Raw genomic sequence first — 15,583 nt, 5'->3', positions numbered from 1 at the left:
GGGTAAGGTTTGCCCCGACCACGAACGATGAGGAGCGACCCGCGTGACAACCTCCGCCCAGGCCACCTCCACCCGCGAGGCGGCCCAGACCCTCGGTGAGGCGATCTCCGAGGTCCAGTCGGTCATCGTCGGCCAGGAGCACATGGTCGAGCAGCTGATGGTCGGCCTCCTCGCCAAGGGCCACGTCCTCCTCGAGGGCGTGCCCGGCACCGCCAAGACGCTGGCCGTGCGGACGTTCGCCCAAGTGGTCGGCGGCGACTTCGCGCGCATCCAGTTCACGCCCGACCTCGTGCCCTCCGACATCGTGGGCACGCGCATCTACTCCGCCCAGCAGGAGCGCTTCGACATCTCGCTGGGCCCCGTGTTCGTTAACTTCGTGCTCGCCGACGAGATCAACCGCGCGCCCGCCAAGGTGCAGTCGGCGATGCTCGAGCTGATGGCCGAGAAGCAGGTCTCCATCGGCGGCAAGACCCACGCCGTGCCGCAGCCCTTCATCGTCATCGCCACCCAGAACCCGATCGAGTCCGAGGGCGTGTACCCGCTGCCCGAGGCGCAGCGCGACCGCTTCCTGCTCAAGGTCGACGTGCCGTACCCGCGCGGCAACGAGGAGTTCGAGATCCTGCGCCGCATGTCGGTCAAGCCGCCGACGGCCCGCACGATCCTCGACCCGGCCCGGGTGAGCGCCCTGCAGGACCAGGCCAGCAACGTCTTCGTCCACAACCTCGTCGCCGAGTACATCGTCCGCCTCGTGCTCGCCACCCGCACCCCGGCCGAGTTCGGCATGCCCGACCTGACGCCGGTCATCCAGATCGGTGCGTCGTCGCGTGCCACGCTCGGCCTGGTCGCCGCCGCCCGCGCGCTGGCCCTGATCCACGGCCGCGACTACGTGCTGCCCACCGACGTGCAGGCCGTCGCGCGCGACGTCATGGCGCACCGCCTCGTGCTCGGCTTCGACGCGATCGCCGACAACATCTCCCCGGTCCAGGTGGTCGAGCGCATCGTCGCGATGGTGCCCGCCCCGACCCCGGTCTGGAACGAGCAGCAGCGCGAGCAGGCCCGTGACGAGCACCGGTACGAGCCCCGCCACGAGGCGCGCTGAGGACCGCTGACATGGCACGCGCCCAAGCACCCACCCCACCCCAGGGCGACCTGGGGGCGGTGGCGTCCGTCCTGCGCGAGCCCACCGCCGCGACCCTGCCGCTCGGCAAGCTCGCCCCCGAGCAGGCGCTGAAGCGCCTCGAGCTGACGATCGTGCGCCGCATGGAGGGCTTCCTCCACGGCGACCACCGCGGCCTGCTGCCCGGCCCCGGCTCCGAGACCAACGACGCCCGCGTCTACGTGCCCGGCGACGACGTGCGGAAGATGGACTGGGCGGTCACCGCCCGCACCCGGACCCCCCACGTGCGCGACACCATCGCCGACCGCGAGCTCGACGTCTGGGCGCTGCTGGACGTCACCCCGTCCATGAACTGGGGCACCGAGGGCGTCACCAAGCGCGACCTCGGCATCGCGGCGATCGCGACCATCGGGTTCCTCGGCCAGCAGATGGGCGACCGGTTCGGCGGGCTGATCATGCGGCCCGACACGATGGTGCGCATCCCGGCCCGCTCGGGGCGGATGGCGCTGTACTCGCTGCTCAGCCGCATGCTGACCGAGCCGATCGTGCCCGACCGCACCGAGGGCCCGTACACGCTCGAGCGCGGCATCGACCAGCTCGCGCGCACCCAGCGCCGCCGCGGCCTGCGGGTCGTGGTCTCCGACTTCCTCTCCCCGGGCGACACCGAGCTCAACCCCGACGTCGAGCCCGAGTGGGAGCGCGCCCTGCGCCGCCTGGCCGTCCGCAACCAGGTGATCGCCGTCGAGGTCGTCGACCGGCGTGAGGTCGAGTTCCCCGACGTCGGTGACATCCTGATCCGAGACCCCGAGTCCGACTTCGCCCGCTACGTCAACACCTCGGACGCCGGCGCCCGCGCCCGCTTCGACGCGGCCTCCTCGGCCCAGCGCGAGCGCATCCGGATCGCCCTGCGCCGCGCCGGCGTCGGGCACATCCAGCTGCGCACCGACCGCGACTGGGTGCAGGACATCGCCCGCTTCGTGCTGGCCTACCGCCGCGTCGCCGCCCAGCTGCACCAGCCGCCTCAGGGGGTGACGACGTGAACCTGTCGGAGATGTTCCTCCAGCCCGAGCGCCTCTGGGTGCTGCTCGTCGTGCCGTTGCTCATCGCCGCCTACATCTGGGCGACCCTGCGCAAGAACCGCCACGGCATGCGGTTCACCAACACCGCCGTCCTGGGTCGCGTCGTGCGCAAGCAGTCGCAGTGGCGCCGCCACCTCGCGGTCGCGCTGTCGCTGGCCTCGCTCGTCACCTTGGTGCTGGCCTGGTCGCGGCCCAACGGCATCGACCGGGTGCCGCGCGAGCGCGCCACGGTCGTGCTGGTGATCGACGTCTCGCAGTCGATGGCCGCCACCGACGTGAAGCCCTCCCGTCTGGAGGCCGCCCAGCAGCTGTCGAAGGAGTTCATCCGCCAGTTGCCCGAGCAGTACAACGTGGCCGTGGTCAGCCTCTCGGGCAACCCGGCCACCCGCCTCGGACCGACGACCGACCGCGTGTACGCCAACCGCGCCATCGACGCCCTCGCGCTGCAGGACTCCACCGCGATCGGCGACGCCCTCTACACCGCCCTGAGCGCCATCCAGATGGCCCCGCGCGGCGACGACGGCTCGACCGCTCCCGGCGCGATCGTGATGCTCTCCGACGGCATGAACACCGCCGGCCGGTCACCGCTGCAGGGCGCCGCCGAGGCACGCGAGGCCGAGGTGCCGGTCTACACGATCGCCTACGGCACCGAGAACGGGTCGGTCGACCTCGACGGCAAGCGCGAGCGCGTCCCGCCCGACCGCGACCTCATGCAGTCGATCGCCCAGAGCTCGGGCGGGGCCACCTTCGCCGCCGAGTCGGCCGATGACCTCAGCCGGGTGTACGAGAACATCCGCTCCGAGGTCGGCTACGAGGAGGTCAAGAAGGAGACCACCGCCACGTGGGCCGGCTACGGTCTCGCCTTCGCGGTGCTCGCCGCGCTGGCCGCGGTCTCGCTGGGGGCGAGGTGGCCATGACGGACGCCGTGGGCCTGGTCCCCCTGATCTCGTTCTTCCACCCCCAGCGGCTGTGGCTGCTGGCGGCGGTGCCCCTGCTCCTGCTCCTGTACTTCGGCCTGCTGCAGCGGTCGCGCACGCGGGCGCGCACCCGGGGCATAGACAACCTCGCCAAGGTGATGCCGAAGCAGGCCGCGTGGAAACGGCACGTGGCCGTGGTCGCCGCCGTCGTGAGCCTCGCGTCGCTGACCGTGGCGTTCGCCCAGCCCAAGGACGCCGTCGACGTCCCCCGCGAGCGGGCCACAGTGGTGGTGGCGATCGACGTCTCCCGGTCCATGGAGGCGACCGACGTCGACCCCAACCGGCTCGACGCGGCGAAGGAGGCGGCGTCCGGCTTCGTCGACATGCTGCCGCGCGGGTTCAACGTGTCGCTGGTGGCGTTCGCGGGCTCGTCGTCCATCATCGCCCCGCCCACGCAGGACCGCGGGCTGGTCAAGCGCGCCATCGAGAACCTGCAGCTGGCCCCCTCGACCGCGATCGGCGAGGGGATCTACTCGTCGCTCGACGCCATGCAGCTCGTGCCACCCGACCCCGACAAGCCCGACGAGCCCACCCCCGGCGCGATCGTGCTGCTGTCGGACGGCTACACCAACATCGGCCGCTCCTCGACGGTCGCCGCGCGGGACTCGAAGGAGGCCGGCTTCCCGATCTACACGATCGCGTACGGGACGCCCAACGGCTACGTCGTCAGCAACGGGCGTCGCGAACCCGTGCCGGTGAACCCCGCGGAGCTGAACGTCGTGGCCCGCGAGTCGGGCGGCGAGGCGTTCGAGGCCGGCTCGCGCGACGAGCTCGAGCGGGTCTACTCCAGCATCGCCCGCTCGGTCGGCTTCGAGAAGGTCGACCAGGAGGTCACCGAGTTCTACACCGGCATCGCGTTGGGCTTCGCCGTGCTGGCCTCCCTCGCCGTGCTGTCGCTGGCGGCGCGCTGGCCCTGAGGGTTCCACGCCTGCCGAGATGCGCCGTCGGGCCGCGCGTGGTAAGGCTTGGGCATGACCGACGTCGCCGCGAACCTGGACGCAGCTCGAGCCCGCATCGACGCGGCCTGCGCGCGGGCGGGCCGCGATCCCGGCTCGGTCGAGCTGCTACCCGTGAGCAAGACCCACCCCATCGAGTTGATCCGGGTCGCCCACGCCGCCGGTTACGCACGCTTCGGCGAGAGCCGACCCCAGGAACTGGAGGCCAAGGCCGCTGCCGAACCCGACCTGGGCTGGGTCTTCATCGGCCACCTGCAGACGAACAAGGCCAAGGTCGTGGCCGAGCTGGCGGCCGAGTTCCAGGCGCTCGACTCGCTGCGGCTGGCCGAGGCGCTCGACCGACGCGTGCAGTCGCTGGACCGGCGGCTGCCGGTGCTGGTGCAGGTGAACTCCTCGGGCGAGGACACCAAGGGTGGCTTCACCCCCGAAGAGCTGCCCGACGCCGTGCGCGCGCTGCTGACCCTGGACGGACTCGACGTGCGCGGCTTGATGACGCTCGCGGCCAACAGCCCCGAGGAGTCGGTCGTGCGGGCCTGCTTCACCACCATGACCGACCTGCAGGAGCGCCTCCGCGATGAGCATGGCGGCGGCTTCGACGTGCTGAGCATGGGCATGTCCAACGACTTCGAGCTCGCCGTCGAGTGCGGCTCCACCTGCGTGCGGCTGGGCACGTCCATCTTCGGCGCGCGTACCCAGCCCTGACCCATCCTCCCTGCTGTCAGCAGCGGTAGCGGTGGTGTTGGCGGGTGGTGCGGTGGCCGGTTCGGTTCTGGGGTGTGTGGAACTGGGGTTTGCCTCGGTGGTCCAAGGTGATCTGCCAGTTCATCTCGGGTGGTTTGTGGGGGTCGGGTTCGACCAGGTGGTGGTGGTGCGGGCACAACAGCACCCCGTCGGCCAGGTCGGTCCTGCCGCCTTGGTGCCAGGGCTCCTTGGCGTGGTGGGCTTCGCAGTCTGAGGGTGGGCGGTCGCAGCCGGGGAAGGCACAACCGCCGTCGCGGAGGGCGAGGGCGAGGCGTTGGGCGGGGGTGAAGAACCGTTGGGTTCGGCCCAGGTCGAGGGGGACCGAGTCGCTGTTGAGGATGGCGGGGATGATCCCGTGGGTGCACGCGAGTCGACGCGCCTGCCCGGCGCTGATGGGTTCGCCGCCCTCGAGGAGCGTGCCGGCGCCCAGACCGCTGAGGAGGGCGTCGAGGTCTATGGTGACGATGACGCGGGTGTGGTCGCCGCCTTGGGCGGGCCCGCCGTCGCATGAGGCGTGGTGGGACAGTACGAGGGCGAGCGCGTCGGCGAGGGCTTGGCCGTGGGCGGTGTCGATGCCCCATGGCGGCGTCGGCGAGTCGACTGCGGGTGGCGATCGCACTGAGGTGTTGCTTGAACAGTTCGCCGTCGAGGGCGGGGAGCTTGCCCCAGAAGCGGAGGCTGCCGTCGTCGGGGTCGGTGCGCCACGCGAGGTGGCGGGTGCGGGCCTGTTCGCGTTCGGCGCGGTCGAGGAGTTTGCCGTTGTGTTCCTCGGCGACCTCGGGGGCGACCACGTCGATGGCGTGGTTGACCAACCGGCGTAGGGCGGTGGGGTTGAACTCGCCTGCGTAGTCGACCATCTGCGCCTCGACCGCATCCCGGGTCACCGGGTCGAGGTCGTCGGGCAACCGGTCGAGGCCGACCACGATGGTGGCGGCTTGTTCGACGCTCATCCGCCCCTCACCCAACGCCGTGGCCACGTGCTCGTGGCGGGTGAGCGACTCCGCCAGCCTTACCTCTGCGCGGGCGGTGCGCGTCGAGTGGCTGGTGCCGGCAGCGAGCCATGAGTTGGTGGGCATGTGGTGCTCCCGCTCCACGACACCCCGGCGGTCGGCCTCGGCCAACACCGCCAGCCACCGCGCGTGCGCGACCGTGGCCGCCTTCTGCGCGGCCGCGAGCTCGACCAACAGGCCGGCATCATCCAACTGCCACATCGGGGGAGTGGCCTCGGTCATCGACCCGCGCATCGCTGCGACCTCGGCTTCGGCCACGTGCAGCTTCTCGGCAAGGCGGAAGGCCTCGGAGGTCATGTGGTCGAGTTCAGCGACCAGATCGTCGGCGGTCGGCCAGGGCGCGAGGTCGGCCCACAGGTCCTCCAGGACCCGTTCGACCTCGTGCACCGTCATGCACCCATTTTAGGCGTGACGTACGAATCGTTGAATAGCACGAAAGAATGATTCAAGATGAGGTGGACCGTGCGCGACCCGACCGAATCACCCCACCTGCGCGTCGTCCAGCGTGGCGCGCAGCGCCGCGATGGTCGGTCGGTAGCGCTCGAGGGACACGGAGCTGAGGTCGTCCAGCATGGCGGCCAGCTGGGCGGTCACGGGCGGCGACTCACGGCCGTAGAACGCGATCTCCTCGACGGCGATCCGCAGGAGATCGCGCGCATCGGTCGAATCGACCACCAGCCGGACCGCGCCTTCGGCGTCCGTGAGGTAGGGGCTGGGGGAGACTCGCTGCACGGCCGCGCGCAACAGCCGGTGCAGCTCGTTGACGACCTGGGTGGCGGTGGTCGGGTCGTTGACGCCCGACGAGAGCGCGCGGTCGCCGATGTCGACGAGCTGGCGGAAGCCGAAGCTGACGTCCTGGCGCATGGTCCGGTCGGTGGTCAGGCGGACGAGGCCGTTGGCGGCGGCGGTGGCGTCGTCGTCCCAGTCGTCGCCCCAGAAGGTCGCGAGCTCCTGCCCGGTCGTGACGAAATCGCCCAGCCGCGGCGCGAGCACGAGCACCCCCTCCCGGGAGGCGGCGAGTTCCACCAGCCGGGGCAGGTCGATCTCGTCCACGTGCCCGTGGCGGCGGTCGACGGGCACCAGGCTTCGAGGCGCATCAGCAACCGGGGACCACGTGGCGCTGAACCCCTGCTCGTCCTCGGCGACCGGCAGCACGCGGTCGACCAGCCGGGCGGTGCGGTCGCCGATGCGCGAGATGACGGTGCTGACCTGGATGCTGTCGGTGATCGAGCGGATGAACGCCAGGAACAGGCCCACGCACGCGAGCACGAGCACGAACGCGAACGACACCGAGACCCGCGGGACGAAGCCGTTGCCATCCTCGTCCTCGCTCAGCACCGACCGCAGCACCGTGAGCGAGAACACGAACGTGGCGATGAACATGCCGAAGGTGACCTGCACGATGCGGTTCGACAGGAACGAGCCCAGCACGCGCGGCGTGAACTGGCTCGAGGCCAGCTGCAGCACGACCATCGTGATCGAGAACACCACGCCGACCGTCGAGATCGTCACCGACGCGATGGTGGTCAGGGCGCCGCGGGCGGCGTCCGCCCCGCCGGGGAACACCCACCAGGCGATCTCGCGCAGGTCGCGGTCGGCCTCGGGCAGGACCACGCCGAGCACCATCGCGGCGACCGTCAGCAGCATGGGCAGCATCCAGAACGGCTGCCACAACCGGTCCCATCACGTGGCCCGGTCGATGGCGGAGACGCTGCCGCGCGAACGGGACGCTGAGGTTTCTGCCATGCCCCGATCCTGCCACGACAAGCCCAGCCGCCCCGCGCGACCGCCCGCGTCAGGCCGACCTCAGCGTCTTCAGGGTCTGCGCCTTGACCGCCGCGTTCTCCGCGACCTGGGCGAGGTACAGCTCGGCGGTCGCGACGGCGTCGGTCAGCGCGTTGTGGGCCTTGTAGACCGGCAGCCCGTAGCGGGTGCGGGCGTTCCACAGGCGCAGCTGGCCGGCCAGCGACTCGTCGTCGAAGCCGCGGTTGACCAGGCGGTCCTGCAGCACGAGCGTGTCGACGACGGGCACGACCAGCGGCGCGCCGTAGAGCCGTTCGCACAACAGCGACAGGAACTCGGTCTCGATCTTGGCGAAGTGCGCCAGCATGGCCCGCCCGGACAGGGCGGCCAGGGTGTCGGCGACGGCGTCCTCGACCGGGGTGCCGGAGGCGATCTGGTCGTCGGTGATGCCGTGGAACACCGCCGACTGGCCGACCTCGGTGGTCACCTTGAGCACCCGGTGGGCCGCCCCGCCGAGCGCGATCGTGTCGCCGTCCACCGGCACGAAGCCGATGCTCAGCACCTGGTCGCGGGTGGCGTCCAGCCCGGTGGTCTCGAAGTCGAGGCTGAGCAGCCGCAACTCGGACGCCGGCGTCTCGTCACCCGGGAACCCGGCCGCGTAGAAGTCGGCCAGGGCCCCGGTCGCCCGGGATGCGGCCTTGTCGCGGCGCTTGGCCAGCGACGGGGAGAAGGGCCACGCCATGTCAGCTCGTCACGTCGGTGCGGTAGAGGTAGGCCAGCGTCCCCTGTGTCTTGCGGATGATCGCGAACGCCTCCTTCAGGTGCCGGCGCTCGAACGAGCTCAGGCTGGCCGGGTCGATCAGGTTGTCGGCCTGCTGCCCCTTCTTCATCTGCTTGACCTGGTGCTGCAGGCGCACGTAGCTGATGAACTCGAAGGCGTCGGTCAGGTCGGCGGCCTTCTCCTCCGACAGTGCGTTGGTCGAGGACGCCGCCCGCAGCCGGTCGATCGTGTTCAGCTGGGCGCCGCCCTTGGACAGCGCGGCCAGCCGCGCGATCTGGACGATCGGCGCGATGCCGCCGGACTTGAGGTCGATCTTGCCGCCGGTCTCGTCGGAGGTGACGAAGTCGCGGAAGAGGCCCAGCGGCGGCTCGAACCGCTGCGCCTGCTTGGCGAGGTAGGCCAGGAAGCGGGTGGCCTGCGGCGCCCGCGCGATGACCGAGGTCTGCAGGCGCTCGTACAGCGTGCGGTCGCCGTGCACGGGCCGCATGTCGAAGAAGGTCTGGGCGTTCAGCAGGGCCTCGGGCTCGGGGGCGTTCATCCACTGGGCGAAGTAGCCCCCCCACGTGCGCAGCGGCACCCGCCACTGCGGGTTGGACGCCATCATGTCGCCCGGGCAGAGCGGGAACCCGCAGCGGACCAGGCCGTCCACGACGCGGCGGGCGAGCTCGCCGAACCACTCCAGCTGCTCGGGCGTGACCTCGTCGGAGATCAGCAGCGCGTTGTCCTGGTCGGACTGCATGCCGGACTCGAGGCGTCCCTGCGAACCGAGCGCCACCCAGCAGTAGTGCACGGGCGCGTTGCCGATCTCGGCCTCGGCGAGGAGGATCAGCTTGCGCGTGAGGGCGTCCATGGTTGCGGTGATGACGCGGGCGATGTCGTCGGCCGTGGCGTCCTGCGCGGCGGCCTGGAAGACGACGTTGGGCAGCTTCTTGGCCGACTCGACCACGCCGTCCACGGAGGTCTGCTTGTCGATCTCGCCGACGAGGTAGCTGGGGTTGGCCTGCTCCAGGCGCATGATGTCGCCGGCGGTGACCATGCCGAGCAGTTCGCCGTCCTCGACCACGGGCAGGTGGTGCCAGCCGTGCTGGGTGAGCAGCACCATGACCTCGAACGCGAGGGCGTCGGGGTGGGTGGTGGTCGGGTTGGGGGTCATGATCGAGCTGATCGGGCCGTTGGGGTCGAGCCCGTTGGCGATGACCTTGGAGCGCATGTCGCGGTCGGTGACGATGCCGACCAGCCGCTCGGACTCGGTGACCAGCAGGGCCGAGATGCGCATCTCGGACATCTTCTGCGCCGCCCCGCGGATCGACAGCGTCGGCTCGACCGACACCGGCTTCTTGCGCAGCATCTGCCGCACCCGCGTCCGCAGGATCGCCGAGCCCGACTCGTCCACGCGCACCATCTCGACGCCCGAGCGCATGCGGCCGTCGCGCTGGTCGAGGAAGAACTTGCTGAACGGCTCGGAGACGCCCATGAGGTGCCGGAACACGTCGGAGGGCATGAGCAGGCACAGCGTGTCCTCGACCGCGACCATGCGGAAGCGGCTGGGGGCGCCGGCCCACACCGACGACAGGCCGAACGACTCGCCCGGGTCGGCGGTGTCGGCGAGGACGCCGTGGCTGTCGATGATGTGCACCCCGCCGGAGCGGACGATGTGCAGGTAGTCGTTCCTCTGCCCGACCTCGATCAGCGAGGCGCCGCGCCGGAAGTACCTGGTGACCAGGCGCTTGGGCAGCTCGCGGAGCACGGCCTCGGGCAGCTGGCTGTAGGGGTGGTGGGCCGCCAGGAAGTCCCTGACCTCGGCGAGTTCGACATCCATGACCGAATCGTTCCGGGTCGGGCGCCGTCAGTCCAGCACGTCAGGCCCGATCGGTGATCGTGCCGTCGGGGCCGACGAGCGTGACGCGGTCCTCCGAGCCGCGGCGGGTGCCCCCGACCACGCGGGCGCCGGTCGCCACGACGCAGCGCACGAGTTCGACGCCGGGGCCGATGTGGGCGCCGTGCAGCACGACGCTGTCGACCACCAGTAGCCGTCGAGGCGGTGCTCGACCACGAGGCGGGTCGAGACGAGGTGGGGCAAGAGGTCCTCGCCGTAGTCGCCGAGGCCGCCGGTCTCGCCGCCGAGCTCGTCGAGGGCGTCCAGCAGGGTCTGGGCCCGGTAGAGGAACACCTCGGCCGCGACGAGGTTGCCCTGTGGCTCGTCGGGCTTGTAGTCGAAATCGGTGACGCGCCCGGATTCGTCGACCTGCACCACCGAGAAGGAGCTCGGGTCCTCGTCGACCCGGGTGGTGAGGACGGTCAGGTCGGCGTCCGACGTCGTGTGCGTGGTGAGCACCTCGAGGAAGTCGAGGGTGTAGACGTGGTCGGCACTCAGCACCAGGACGTGGTCGGCGCCGAACGACCGGATGCGCTCGCGGTGGCGCCACAGGGTGTCGGAGTTGCCCTGCGCCATGCCCTCGCCGGTGGCCCCCTCGAACGGCGCGAGGACCTGCAGACCGCCGTGGAGGCGGTCGAGGTCCCACGGCCGGCCCTGCGCGAGGTGCTCGTTGAGGGAGTGGGGCAGGTATTGCTCGGCGATCCACACGTCGGACAGGTGCGAGTGCGCCAGGTTCGACAGGGCGATGTCGATCAGCCGGTACGGCCCGGCGAACGGCAGGGCGGGCTTGACCGTGTCGTCGGTGAGGGAGCCCAGACGCGACCCCTTCCCGCCGGCCAGCACGATCGCGAGGGTGCGGGGGATGCGCATGGATGGGGTCCTTTCGAGCGTCGCCCCTTGTGGGGAGGCCCAGCGTAGCCGCCCCGCCACCCCTGTAACGCAGTTGGAACACGCGGTGGTGTCGCGCGGTCCTCGACGCGACTTATGCTGGAGGCCCGTGGGAGAACCGAACCAGACCAAGCACATCTTCGTGACCGGGGGCGTCGCCTCCTCGCTCGGGAAGGGCCTGACGGCGTCCAGCCTCGGCTCCTTGCTCGTGGCCCGCGGCCTTCGCGTGACGATGCAGAAACTCGACCCGTACCTCAACGTCGACCCCGGCACCATGAACCCGTTCCAGCACGGCGAGGTGTTCGTGACCGAGGACGGCGCGGAGACCGATCTCGACATCGGCCACTACGAGCGGTTCCTCGACGTCGACCTGTCCGCCGACGCGAACGTGACCACCGGCAAGGTCTACTCGACCGTCATCGCCAAGGAGCGCCGCGGCGACTACCTCGGCGACACGGTGCAGGTGATCCCGCACATCACGAACCAGATCCGCGACGACATGATGGCGATGACCGGCAAGGGCACCGACGTCGTGATCCACGAGATCGGCGGCACGGTCGGCGACATCGAGTCCCTGCCGTTCCTCGAGGCCGCCCGCCAGGTGCGCCGCGAGGTGGGCCGCGACAACTGCTTCTTCCTGCACGTGTCGCTGGTGCCCTACATCGGGCCCTCCGGCGAGCTCAAGACCAAGCCCACCCAGCACTCGGTGGCCGCGCTGCGCCAGGTCGGCATCACGCCCGACGCGATCGTGGCGCGCTGCATCCGCGACGTGCCGGCGTCCATCAAGCGCAAGATCGCGCTGATGTGCGACGTCGACGAGGAGGCCGTGGTCTCCTGCCCCGACGCGCCGTCGATCTACGAGATCCCCAAGGTGCTGTTCGACGAGGGGCTGGACGCCTACGTGGTGCGTCGCCTCGGGGTGTCGTTCCGCGACGTCAACTGGAAGCGCTGGGACGACCTGCTCGAGCGCGTCCGCCACCCCAAGGAGGAGGTGACGGTCGCCCTGGTCGGCAAGTACGTCGACCTCCCGGACGCCTACCTCTCGGTCTCCGAGGCGCTGCGCGCAGGGGCCTTCGCGAACTGGGCGCGCGCCAACATCCGCTGGGTGGCCTCCGACGACTGCGCCACCCCCGAGGGTGCGGCTGCCCAGCTGGGCGACGTCGACGCGATCGTCGTGCCCGGCGGGTTCGGCATCCGCGGCGTCGAGGGCAAGCTCGGCGCCCTCACCTACGCGCGCGAGAACCAGGTGCCCACCCTGGGCCTGTGCCTGGGCCTGCAGTGCATGGTGATGGAGGCCGCCCGCAACCTGGCCGGCCTGGCCGGGGCGGCGTCCACGGAGTTCGACCCGGGCACCCGCCACCCCGTGATCTCGACCATGGCCGACCAGGAGGCGTTCGTGGAGGGGGCCGGCGACCTGGGCGGCACGATGCGGCTCGGCTCCTACCCGGCGACGCTCGCCGAGGGGTCGGTCGTCGCCGAGGCCTACGGCGCCACCGAGGTCACCGAACGCCACCGCCACCGCTACGAGGTCAACAACGCCTACCGGGCGCAGATCGAGGAGGCGGGCCTGAAGGTCTCGGGCACCTCGCCCGACGGGCGGCTGGTCGAGTTCGTCGAGCTCGACCGCGAGCGACACCCCTTCTACGTCGCGACCCAGGCCCACCCGGAGCTGAAGTCGCGCCCGACCAAGGCGCACCCGCTGTTCGTGGCGCTGTTGGCCGCCGCGGTGGAGCACCGACGGAGCCAGCGTCTGGTTGACTGACGCCATGGTCGACCTGCGCGTGCTGTCCGGGGACGAGGTGACCGACGAGCCCCTCGGCTGGCCGGTGCGTTCCCACACCCTGCTGGGCGGCGGGCTGGTCTCCGACTTCGTCCGGGACGAGGTCGAGACGCCCGCCGGCGAGGTGATGAGGCGCGACTACCTGCTGCACCCCGGCGCGGTCGGCATCATCGCGCTCGACGACGCCGAGCGCGTGGTCGTGGTGCGCCAGCTGCGGCACCCGGTCGGCTTCCGGCTCGTCGAGCCGCCCGCCGGGCTGATCGACGCGGGGGAGACGTCCTGGGTGGACGCCGCCCGCCGCGAGCTCGCCGAGGAGGTCGAGCTGGCGGCGTCCGACTGGCGGATCCTGGTCGACTACATGACCTCGCCGGGCTGCCTGCAGGAGACGCTGCGGGTCTACCTGGCGCGTGGCCTCACCCCGACCGGACGCCCCGACGGGTTCGTCGTCGAGCACGAGGAGGCCGACATGGACGTCTGCCTCGTCGCCCTCGACGACCTCGTCGACGCGATCTATGCGGGCCGCATCCAGAACCCGACCATGGTGGCGGGTGCGCTGGCCGCCTACGCCGCGCTGCGCACCGGCCGGGTCGAGTCGCTGCGCCCCGCGGACGCCCCGTGGCCGGCCCGCGCGGTCAAGGAGCAGCGCGACGCGCGGATCCACGCCCTGGGCGGGGAGACCCGGCCGCGTTGAGCTCGCTCGAGCGGGCGGTCGGCGCCTACCTGGACCACCTCGAGGCCGAGGTGGGCGCCTCCGCGCACACGGTTGCCGGCTACCGGCGCGACCTCGCGCGCTATGTGCGCTTCCTCGCGGACGCCGGGGTGGGCTCGGTCGGCGACGTGCGGCCCGAGCAGGTGCAGGACTTCGCCGCCTGGCTGCGGGCCGGGGGAGAGGACCGGCCCGCGCTCGCGGCGTCCAGCGTCGCCCGGGCGGGGGCGGCGGTGCGCTCGTTCCACGCGTTCGCGGTGCGCGACGGCGAGGCGGACGCCAACCCCGCGGCCCGCGTCTCCCCACCCAGGCAGGGCAAGCGGCTGCCCAAGGCACTGTCGGTGGACCAGGTGCAGGCACTGCTGGACGTGCCCGACCGCACCACGCCCGTCGGGCTGCGCGACGCGGTGCTGCTCGAGCTGCTGTACGGCACCGGGGCGCGCGTCTCGGAGGTGTGCGCGCTCGACGTCGACGACGTGAGCTCGCAGCTGGACGACCCCGACCTGGGGCTGCGCCTGTTCGGCAAGGGTCGCAAGGAGCGGATCGTCCCGCTGGGCTCGTATGCGCGCACGGCGATCGGCGACTGGCTGGTGCGGGGGCGTCCGACGTTCATCGCCAGGGCGGCCCGGCCGGGGCCCGCGTTGCTGCTGAACGCGCGCGGGGGCCGGCTCAGCCGGCAGTCAGCGTTCAACGTGCTCGCCGAGTGCGCCGAGCGGGCCCAGCTGGGGGTTCCGGTGAGCCCGCACACACTGCGGCACTCGTTCGCCACCCACCTGCTCGACGGCGGGGCCGACGTGCGCGTGGTGCAGGAACTGCTCGGGCACGCGTCGGTGACGACGACCCAGATCTACACGCTGGTGACGGTGGAGCACCTGCGCGAGGTGTTCCTCACCGCGCACCCGCGGGCACGGTAGGGCAGGGGACCCCGAGGGATCGGGCTCGATCCCGGACGATCGCGGTGATCCGGCGGCGCACCTCGGTGGCCTCGTGCTCGAGGAAGCTCGCCGAGAACCGGATGACCCACCAGCCCTGGGCCGCGAGGTCGGAGTCCCGGTCGCGGTCGTACTCGAAGGCCTTCCGGTCACCGTGCCACGCGAAGCCGTCGGCCTCGAAGCCGAGGCGCAGGTCGGGGAGGGCGAAGTCGAGCGGGGTGCGACGCCCGTCGCTGAGGGTGACCCAGAAGTTGGTGGCGTGGGCGAAGGGGAGGGCGCAGGCGCGGTAGTGCTGGTGCAGGTGCCGCTCGGCCTCCGACCAGGGCAGGTCGCGGGAATCGTGCAGCAACGCCCGCCGCAGTCCGTTGCCCGCCCGGCCGCGGGTGAGCTCGAACGCCGCCCAGAGGTCGGGGAGCGTGCAGGCCTTGCGGCGCAGTGCCTCGTCGATGGCGTTGCCGCCCTTGTCGGGGATGAGGTCGAGGACGGACAGGGCCGCGTTCGCCAGGGTGAGCCCGCCGCGGTCGACGACGAGGTCGCGGGGGATGTCACGCTGCTCCCAACGGAACCCCGGGACCGCGACCAGGCTGCCTGGCCGCGTCGCCGACAGGATGTCGGTGGCCAGTTGGGGCCACCACGTCAGGCGGGCGGCGGCAGCACCCGTGATGATGGCGTCGGGGTCGAGGTCCTTCAGGGCTGCGGCCCGGAGCTCCAGGGTGATGGGGGCCGAGGACGGGGCGTAGACGGTGGGCAGCACCTCGACCAGGTCGCCGCGCCGGAGCGCCCGGCGTGCCCAAGCCTGGTCAGCGCGTGACCGGGGGCGCCAGGTTGCGATCCCGGTGCCCTCGAAGGGGCTGTTTCGTGGTCTCACGCCCGAGATCTTGGGCAGGCGGTGTCACGCGCCGGGGTGACATTGTCGCCAACCCGGTTCGATCAGTTGGTTGAAGGATGAACTCACCAGTCGGACTGGGCTTTCCGGCAGGGTCGAAGAATCTGGAAC

Annotated in this window: 14 protein-coding genes and 1 pseudogene; 9 read left to right on the top strand and 6 right to left on the bottom strand. The window is 71.4% G+C overall.

Translation table 11 applies throughout. From position 1 onward, the window contains the following. Positions 1–43: 43 nt before the first annotated feature. The 5 genes from H5397_RS03200 to H5397_RS03180 are packed head-to-tail and all read left to right on the top strand — an operon-like array spanning position 44 to position 4,831. On the top strand, positions 44–1,099 hold the full coding sequence (locus tag H5397_RS03200) for a MoxR family ATPase (RefSeq protein ID WP_182814875.1): 1,056 nt from the start codon (positions 44–46) through the stop codon (positions 1,097–1,099). A gap of 11 nt (positions 1,100–1,110) precedes the next feature. Then, the gene (locus H5397_RS03195) at positions 1,111–2,157 is read left to right on the top strand and encodes a DUF58 domain-containing protein (protein WP_182814874.1); all 1,047 of its coding nucleotides are present in this window, start codon (positions 1,111–1,113) and stop codon (positions 2,155–2,157) included. An 11-nt stretch (positions 2,158–2,168) separates the two neighbouring features. Further along, complete coding sequence (locus tag H5397_RS03190; protein WP_182814898.1) at positions 2,169–3,113, top strand: VWA domain-containing protein; 945 nt, start codon at positions 2,169–2,171, stop codon at positions 3,111–3,113. Positions 3,114–3,121: 8 nt separating this feature from the next. Further along, positions 3,122–4,090, top strand: coding sequence for a VWA domain-containing protein (locus H5397_RS03185; protein WP_182814897.1), 969 nt, complete (start codon positions 3,122–3,124; stop codon positions 4,088–4,090). A 54-nt stretch (positions 4,091–4,144) separates the two neighbouring features. Next, on the top strand, positions 4,145–4,831 hold the full coding sequence (locus tag H5397_RS03180; protein WP_182814873.1) for a YggS family pyridoxal phosphate-dependent enzyme: 687 nt from the start codon (positions 4,145–4,147) through the stop codon (positions 4,829–4,831). 16 nt (positions 4,832–4,847) lie between these two features. Here H5397_RS03180 and H5397_RS19040 read toward each other — a convergent pair. After that, positions 4,848–6,081: pseudogene (locus H5397_RS19040) on the bottom strand (DUF222 domain-containing protein). On the opposite strand from H5397_RS19040, the gene H5397_RS17940 reads away from it, so the two are divergent. Further along, on the top strand, positions 6,010–6,324 hold the full coding sequence (locus H5397_RS17940) for a hypothetical protein (RefSeq protein ID WP_255438585.1): 315 nt from the start codon (positions 6,010–6,012) through the stop codon (positions 6,322–6,324). The pseudogene H5397_RS19040 and the gene H5397_RS17940 sit on opposite strands and share 72 nt — an antisense overlap. Before the next feature lie 36 nt (positions 6,325–6,360). Here the strand turns inward: H5397_RS17940 and H5397_RS03165 are convergent, their stop codons facing one another. The 4 genes from H5397_RS03165 to H5397_RS03150 all read right to left on the bottom strand — a co-directional run bounded on the left by H5397_RS03165 (position 6,361) and on the right by H5397_RS03150 (position 11,150). Next, positions 6,361–7,536: a DUF2254 domain-containing protein gene (locus tag H5397_RS03165; RefSeq protein ID WP_255438584.1), complete on the bottom strand. Its 1,176-nt coding sequence runs from the start codon at positions 7,534–7,536 to the stop codon at positions 6,361–6,363. A gap of 139 nt (positions 7,537–7,675) precedes the next feature. Continuing rightward, entirely contained in the window at positions 7,676–8,365 is a 690-nt protein-coding gene (locus H5397_RS03160; RefSeq protein WP_182814870.1) for an exonuclease domain-containing protein, read from the bottom strand. A gap of 1 nt (position 8,366) precedes the next feature. Continuing rightward, positions 8,367–10,223: a putative nucleotidyltransferase substrate binding domain-containing protein gene (locus H5397_RS03155; RefSeq protein WP_182814869.1), complete on the bottom strand. Its 1,857-nt coding sequence runs from the start codon at positions 10,221–10,223 to the stop codon at positions 8,367–8,369. 27 nt (positions 10,224–10,250) lie between these two features. Beyond that, the gene (locus tag H5397_RS03150) at positions 10,251–11,150 is read right to left on the bottom strand and encodes a glucose-1-phosphate adenylyltransferase family protein (protein WP_220491948.1); all 900 of its coding nucleotides are present in this window, start codon (positions 11,148–11,150) and stop codon (positions 10,251–10,253) included. 127 nt (positions 11,151–11,277) lie between these two features. Here H5397_RS03150 and H5397_RS03145 point away from each other — a divergent pair, with 127 nt between their 5' ends. The 3 genes from H5397_RS03145 to H5397_RS03135 are packed head-to-tail and all read left to right on the top strand — an operon-like array spanning position 11,278 to position 14,568. Continuing rightward, positions 11,278–12,930: a CTP synthase gene (locus H5397_RS03145; RefSeq protein ID WP_309224262.1), complete on the top strand. Its 1,653-nt coding sequence runs from the start codon at positions 11,278–11,280 to the stop codon at positions 12,928–12,930. A 4-nt stretch (positions 12,931–12,934) separates the two neighbouring features. Next, positions 12,935–13,639: an NUDIX domain-containing protein gene (locus H5397_RS03140; protein ID WP_182814867.1), complete on the top strand. Its 705-nt coding sequence runs from the start codon at positions 12,935–12,937 to the stop codon at positions 13,637–13,639. Then, positions 13,636–14,568, top strand: a complete 933-nt coding sequence (locus H5397_RS03135; RefSeq protein ID WP_220491947.1) for a site-specific tyrosine recombinase XerD — start codon at positions 13,636–13,638, stop codon at positions 14,566–14,568. Before H5397_RS03140 ends, H5397_RS03135 begins: the two co-directional genes overlap by 4 nt. On the opposite strand, the gene H5397_RS18730 is transcribed toward H5397_RS03135, so the two are convergent. Next, on the bottom strand, positions 14,543–15,454 hold the full coding sequence (locus H5397_RS18730) for an endonuclease domain-containing protein (protein WP_182814865.1): 912 nt from the start codon (positions 15,452–15,454) through the stop codon (positions 14,543–14,545). The genes H5397_RS03135 and H5397_RS18730 overlap by 26 nt on opposite strands. Between the last annotated feature and the right edge of the window lie 129 nt (positions 15,455–15,583).

The sequence above is a fragment of the Propioniciclava sp. MC1683 genome, assembly GCF_014164675.1.
Lineage (GTDB): Bacteria > Actinomycetota > Actinomycetes > Propionibacteriales > Propionibacteriaceae > Propioniciclava.
This window is presented reverse-complemented; position numbering and strand designations above follow the sequence as displayed.

Excerpts from the sequence above, each read along its gene's own strand:
- H5397_RS03195 (WP_182814874.1), top strand. The coding sequence starts at position 1,111 with ATGGCACGCGCCCAAGCACCCACCCCACCCCAGGGCGACCTGGGGGCG.
- H5397_RS03140 (WP_182814867.1), top strand. The coding sequence starts at position 12,935 with ATGGTCGACCTGCGCGTGCTGTCCGGGGACGAGGTGACCGACGAGCCC.
- H5397_RS03180 (WP_182814873.1), top strand. The coding sequence starts at position 4,145 with ATGACCGACGTCGCCGCGAACCTGGACGCAGCTCGAGCCCGCATCGAC.
- H5397_RS03165 (WP_255438584.1), bottom strand. The coding sequence starts at position 7,536 with ATGCTGCCCATGCTGCTGACGGTCGCCGCGATGGTGCTCGGCGTGGTC.
- H5397_RS03190 (WP_182814898.1), top strand. The coding sequence starts at position 2,169 with ATGTTCCTCCAGCCCGAGCGCCTCTGGGTGCTGCTCGTCGTGCCGTTG.
- H5397_RS03160 (WP_182814870.1), bottom strand. The coding sequence starts at position 8,365 with ATGGCGTGGCCCTTCTCCCCGTCGCTGGCCAAGCGCCGCGACAAGGCC.
- H5397_RS03150 (WP_220491948.1), bottom strand. The coding sequence starts at position 11,150 with ATGCGCATCCCCCGCACCCTCGCGATCGTGCTGGCCGGCGGGAAGGGG.
- H5397_RS03155 (WP_182814869.1), bottom strand. The coding sequence starts at position 10,223 with ATGGATGTCGAACTCGCCGAGGTCAGGGACTTCCTGGCGGCCCACCAC.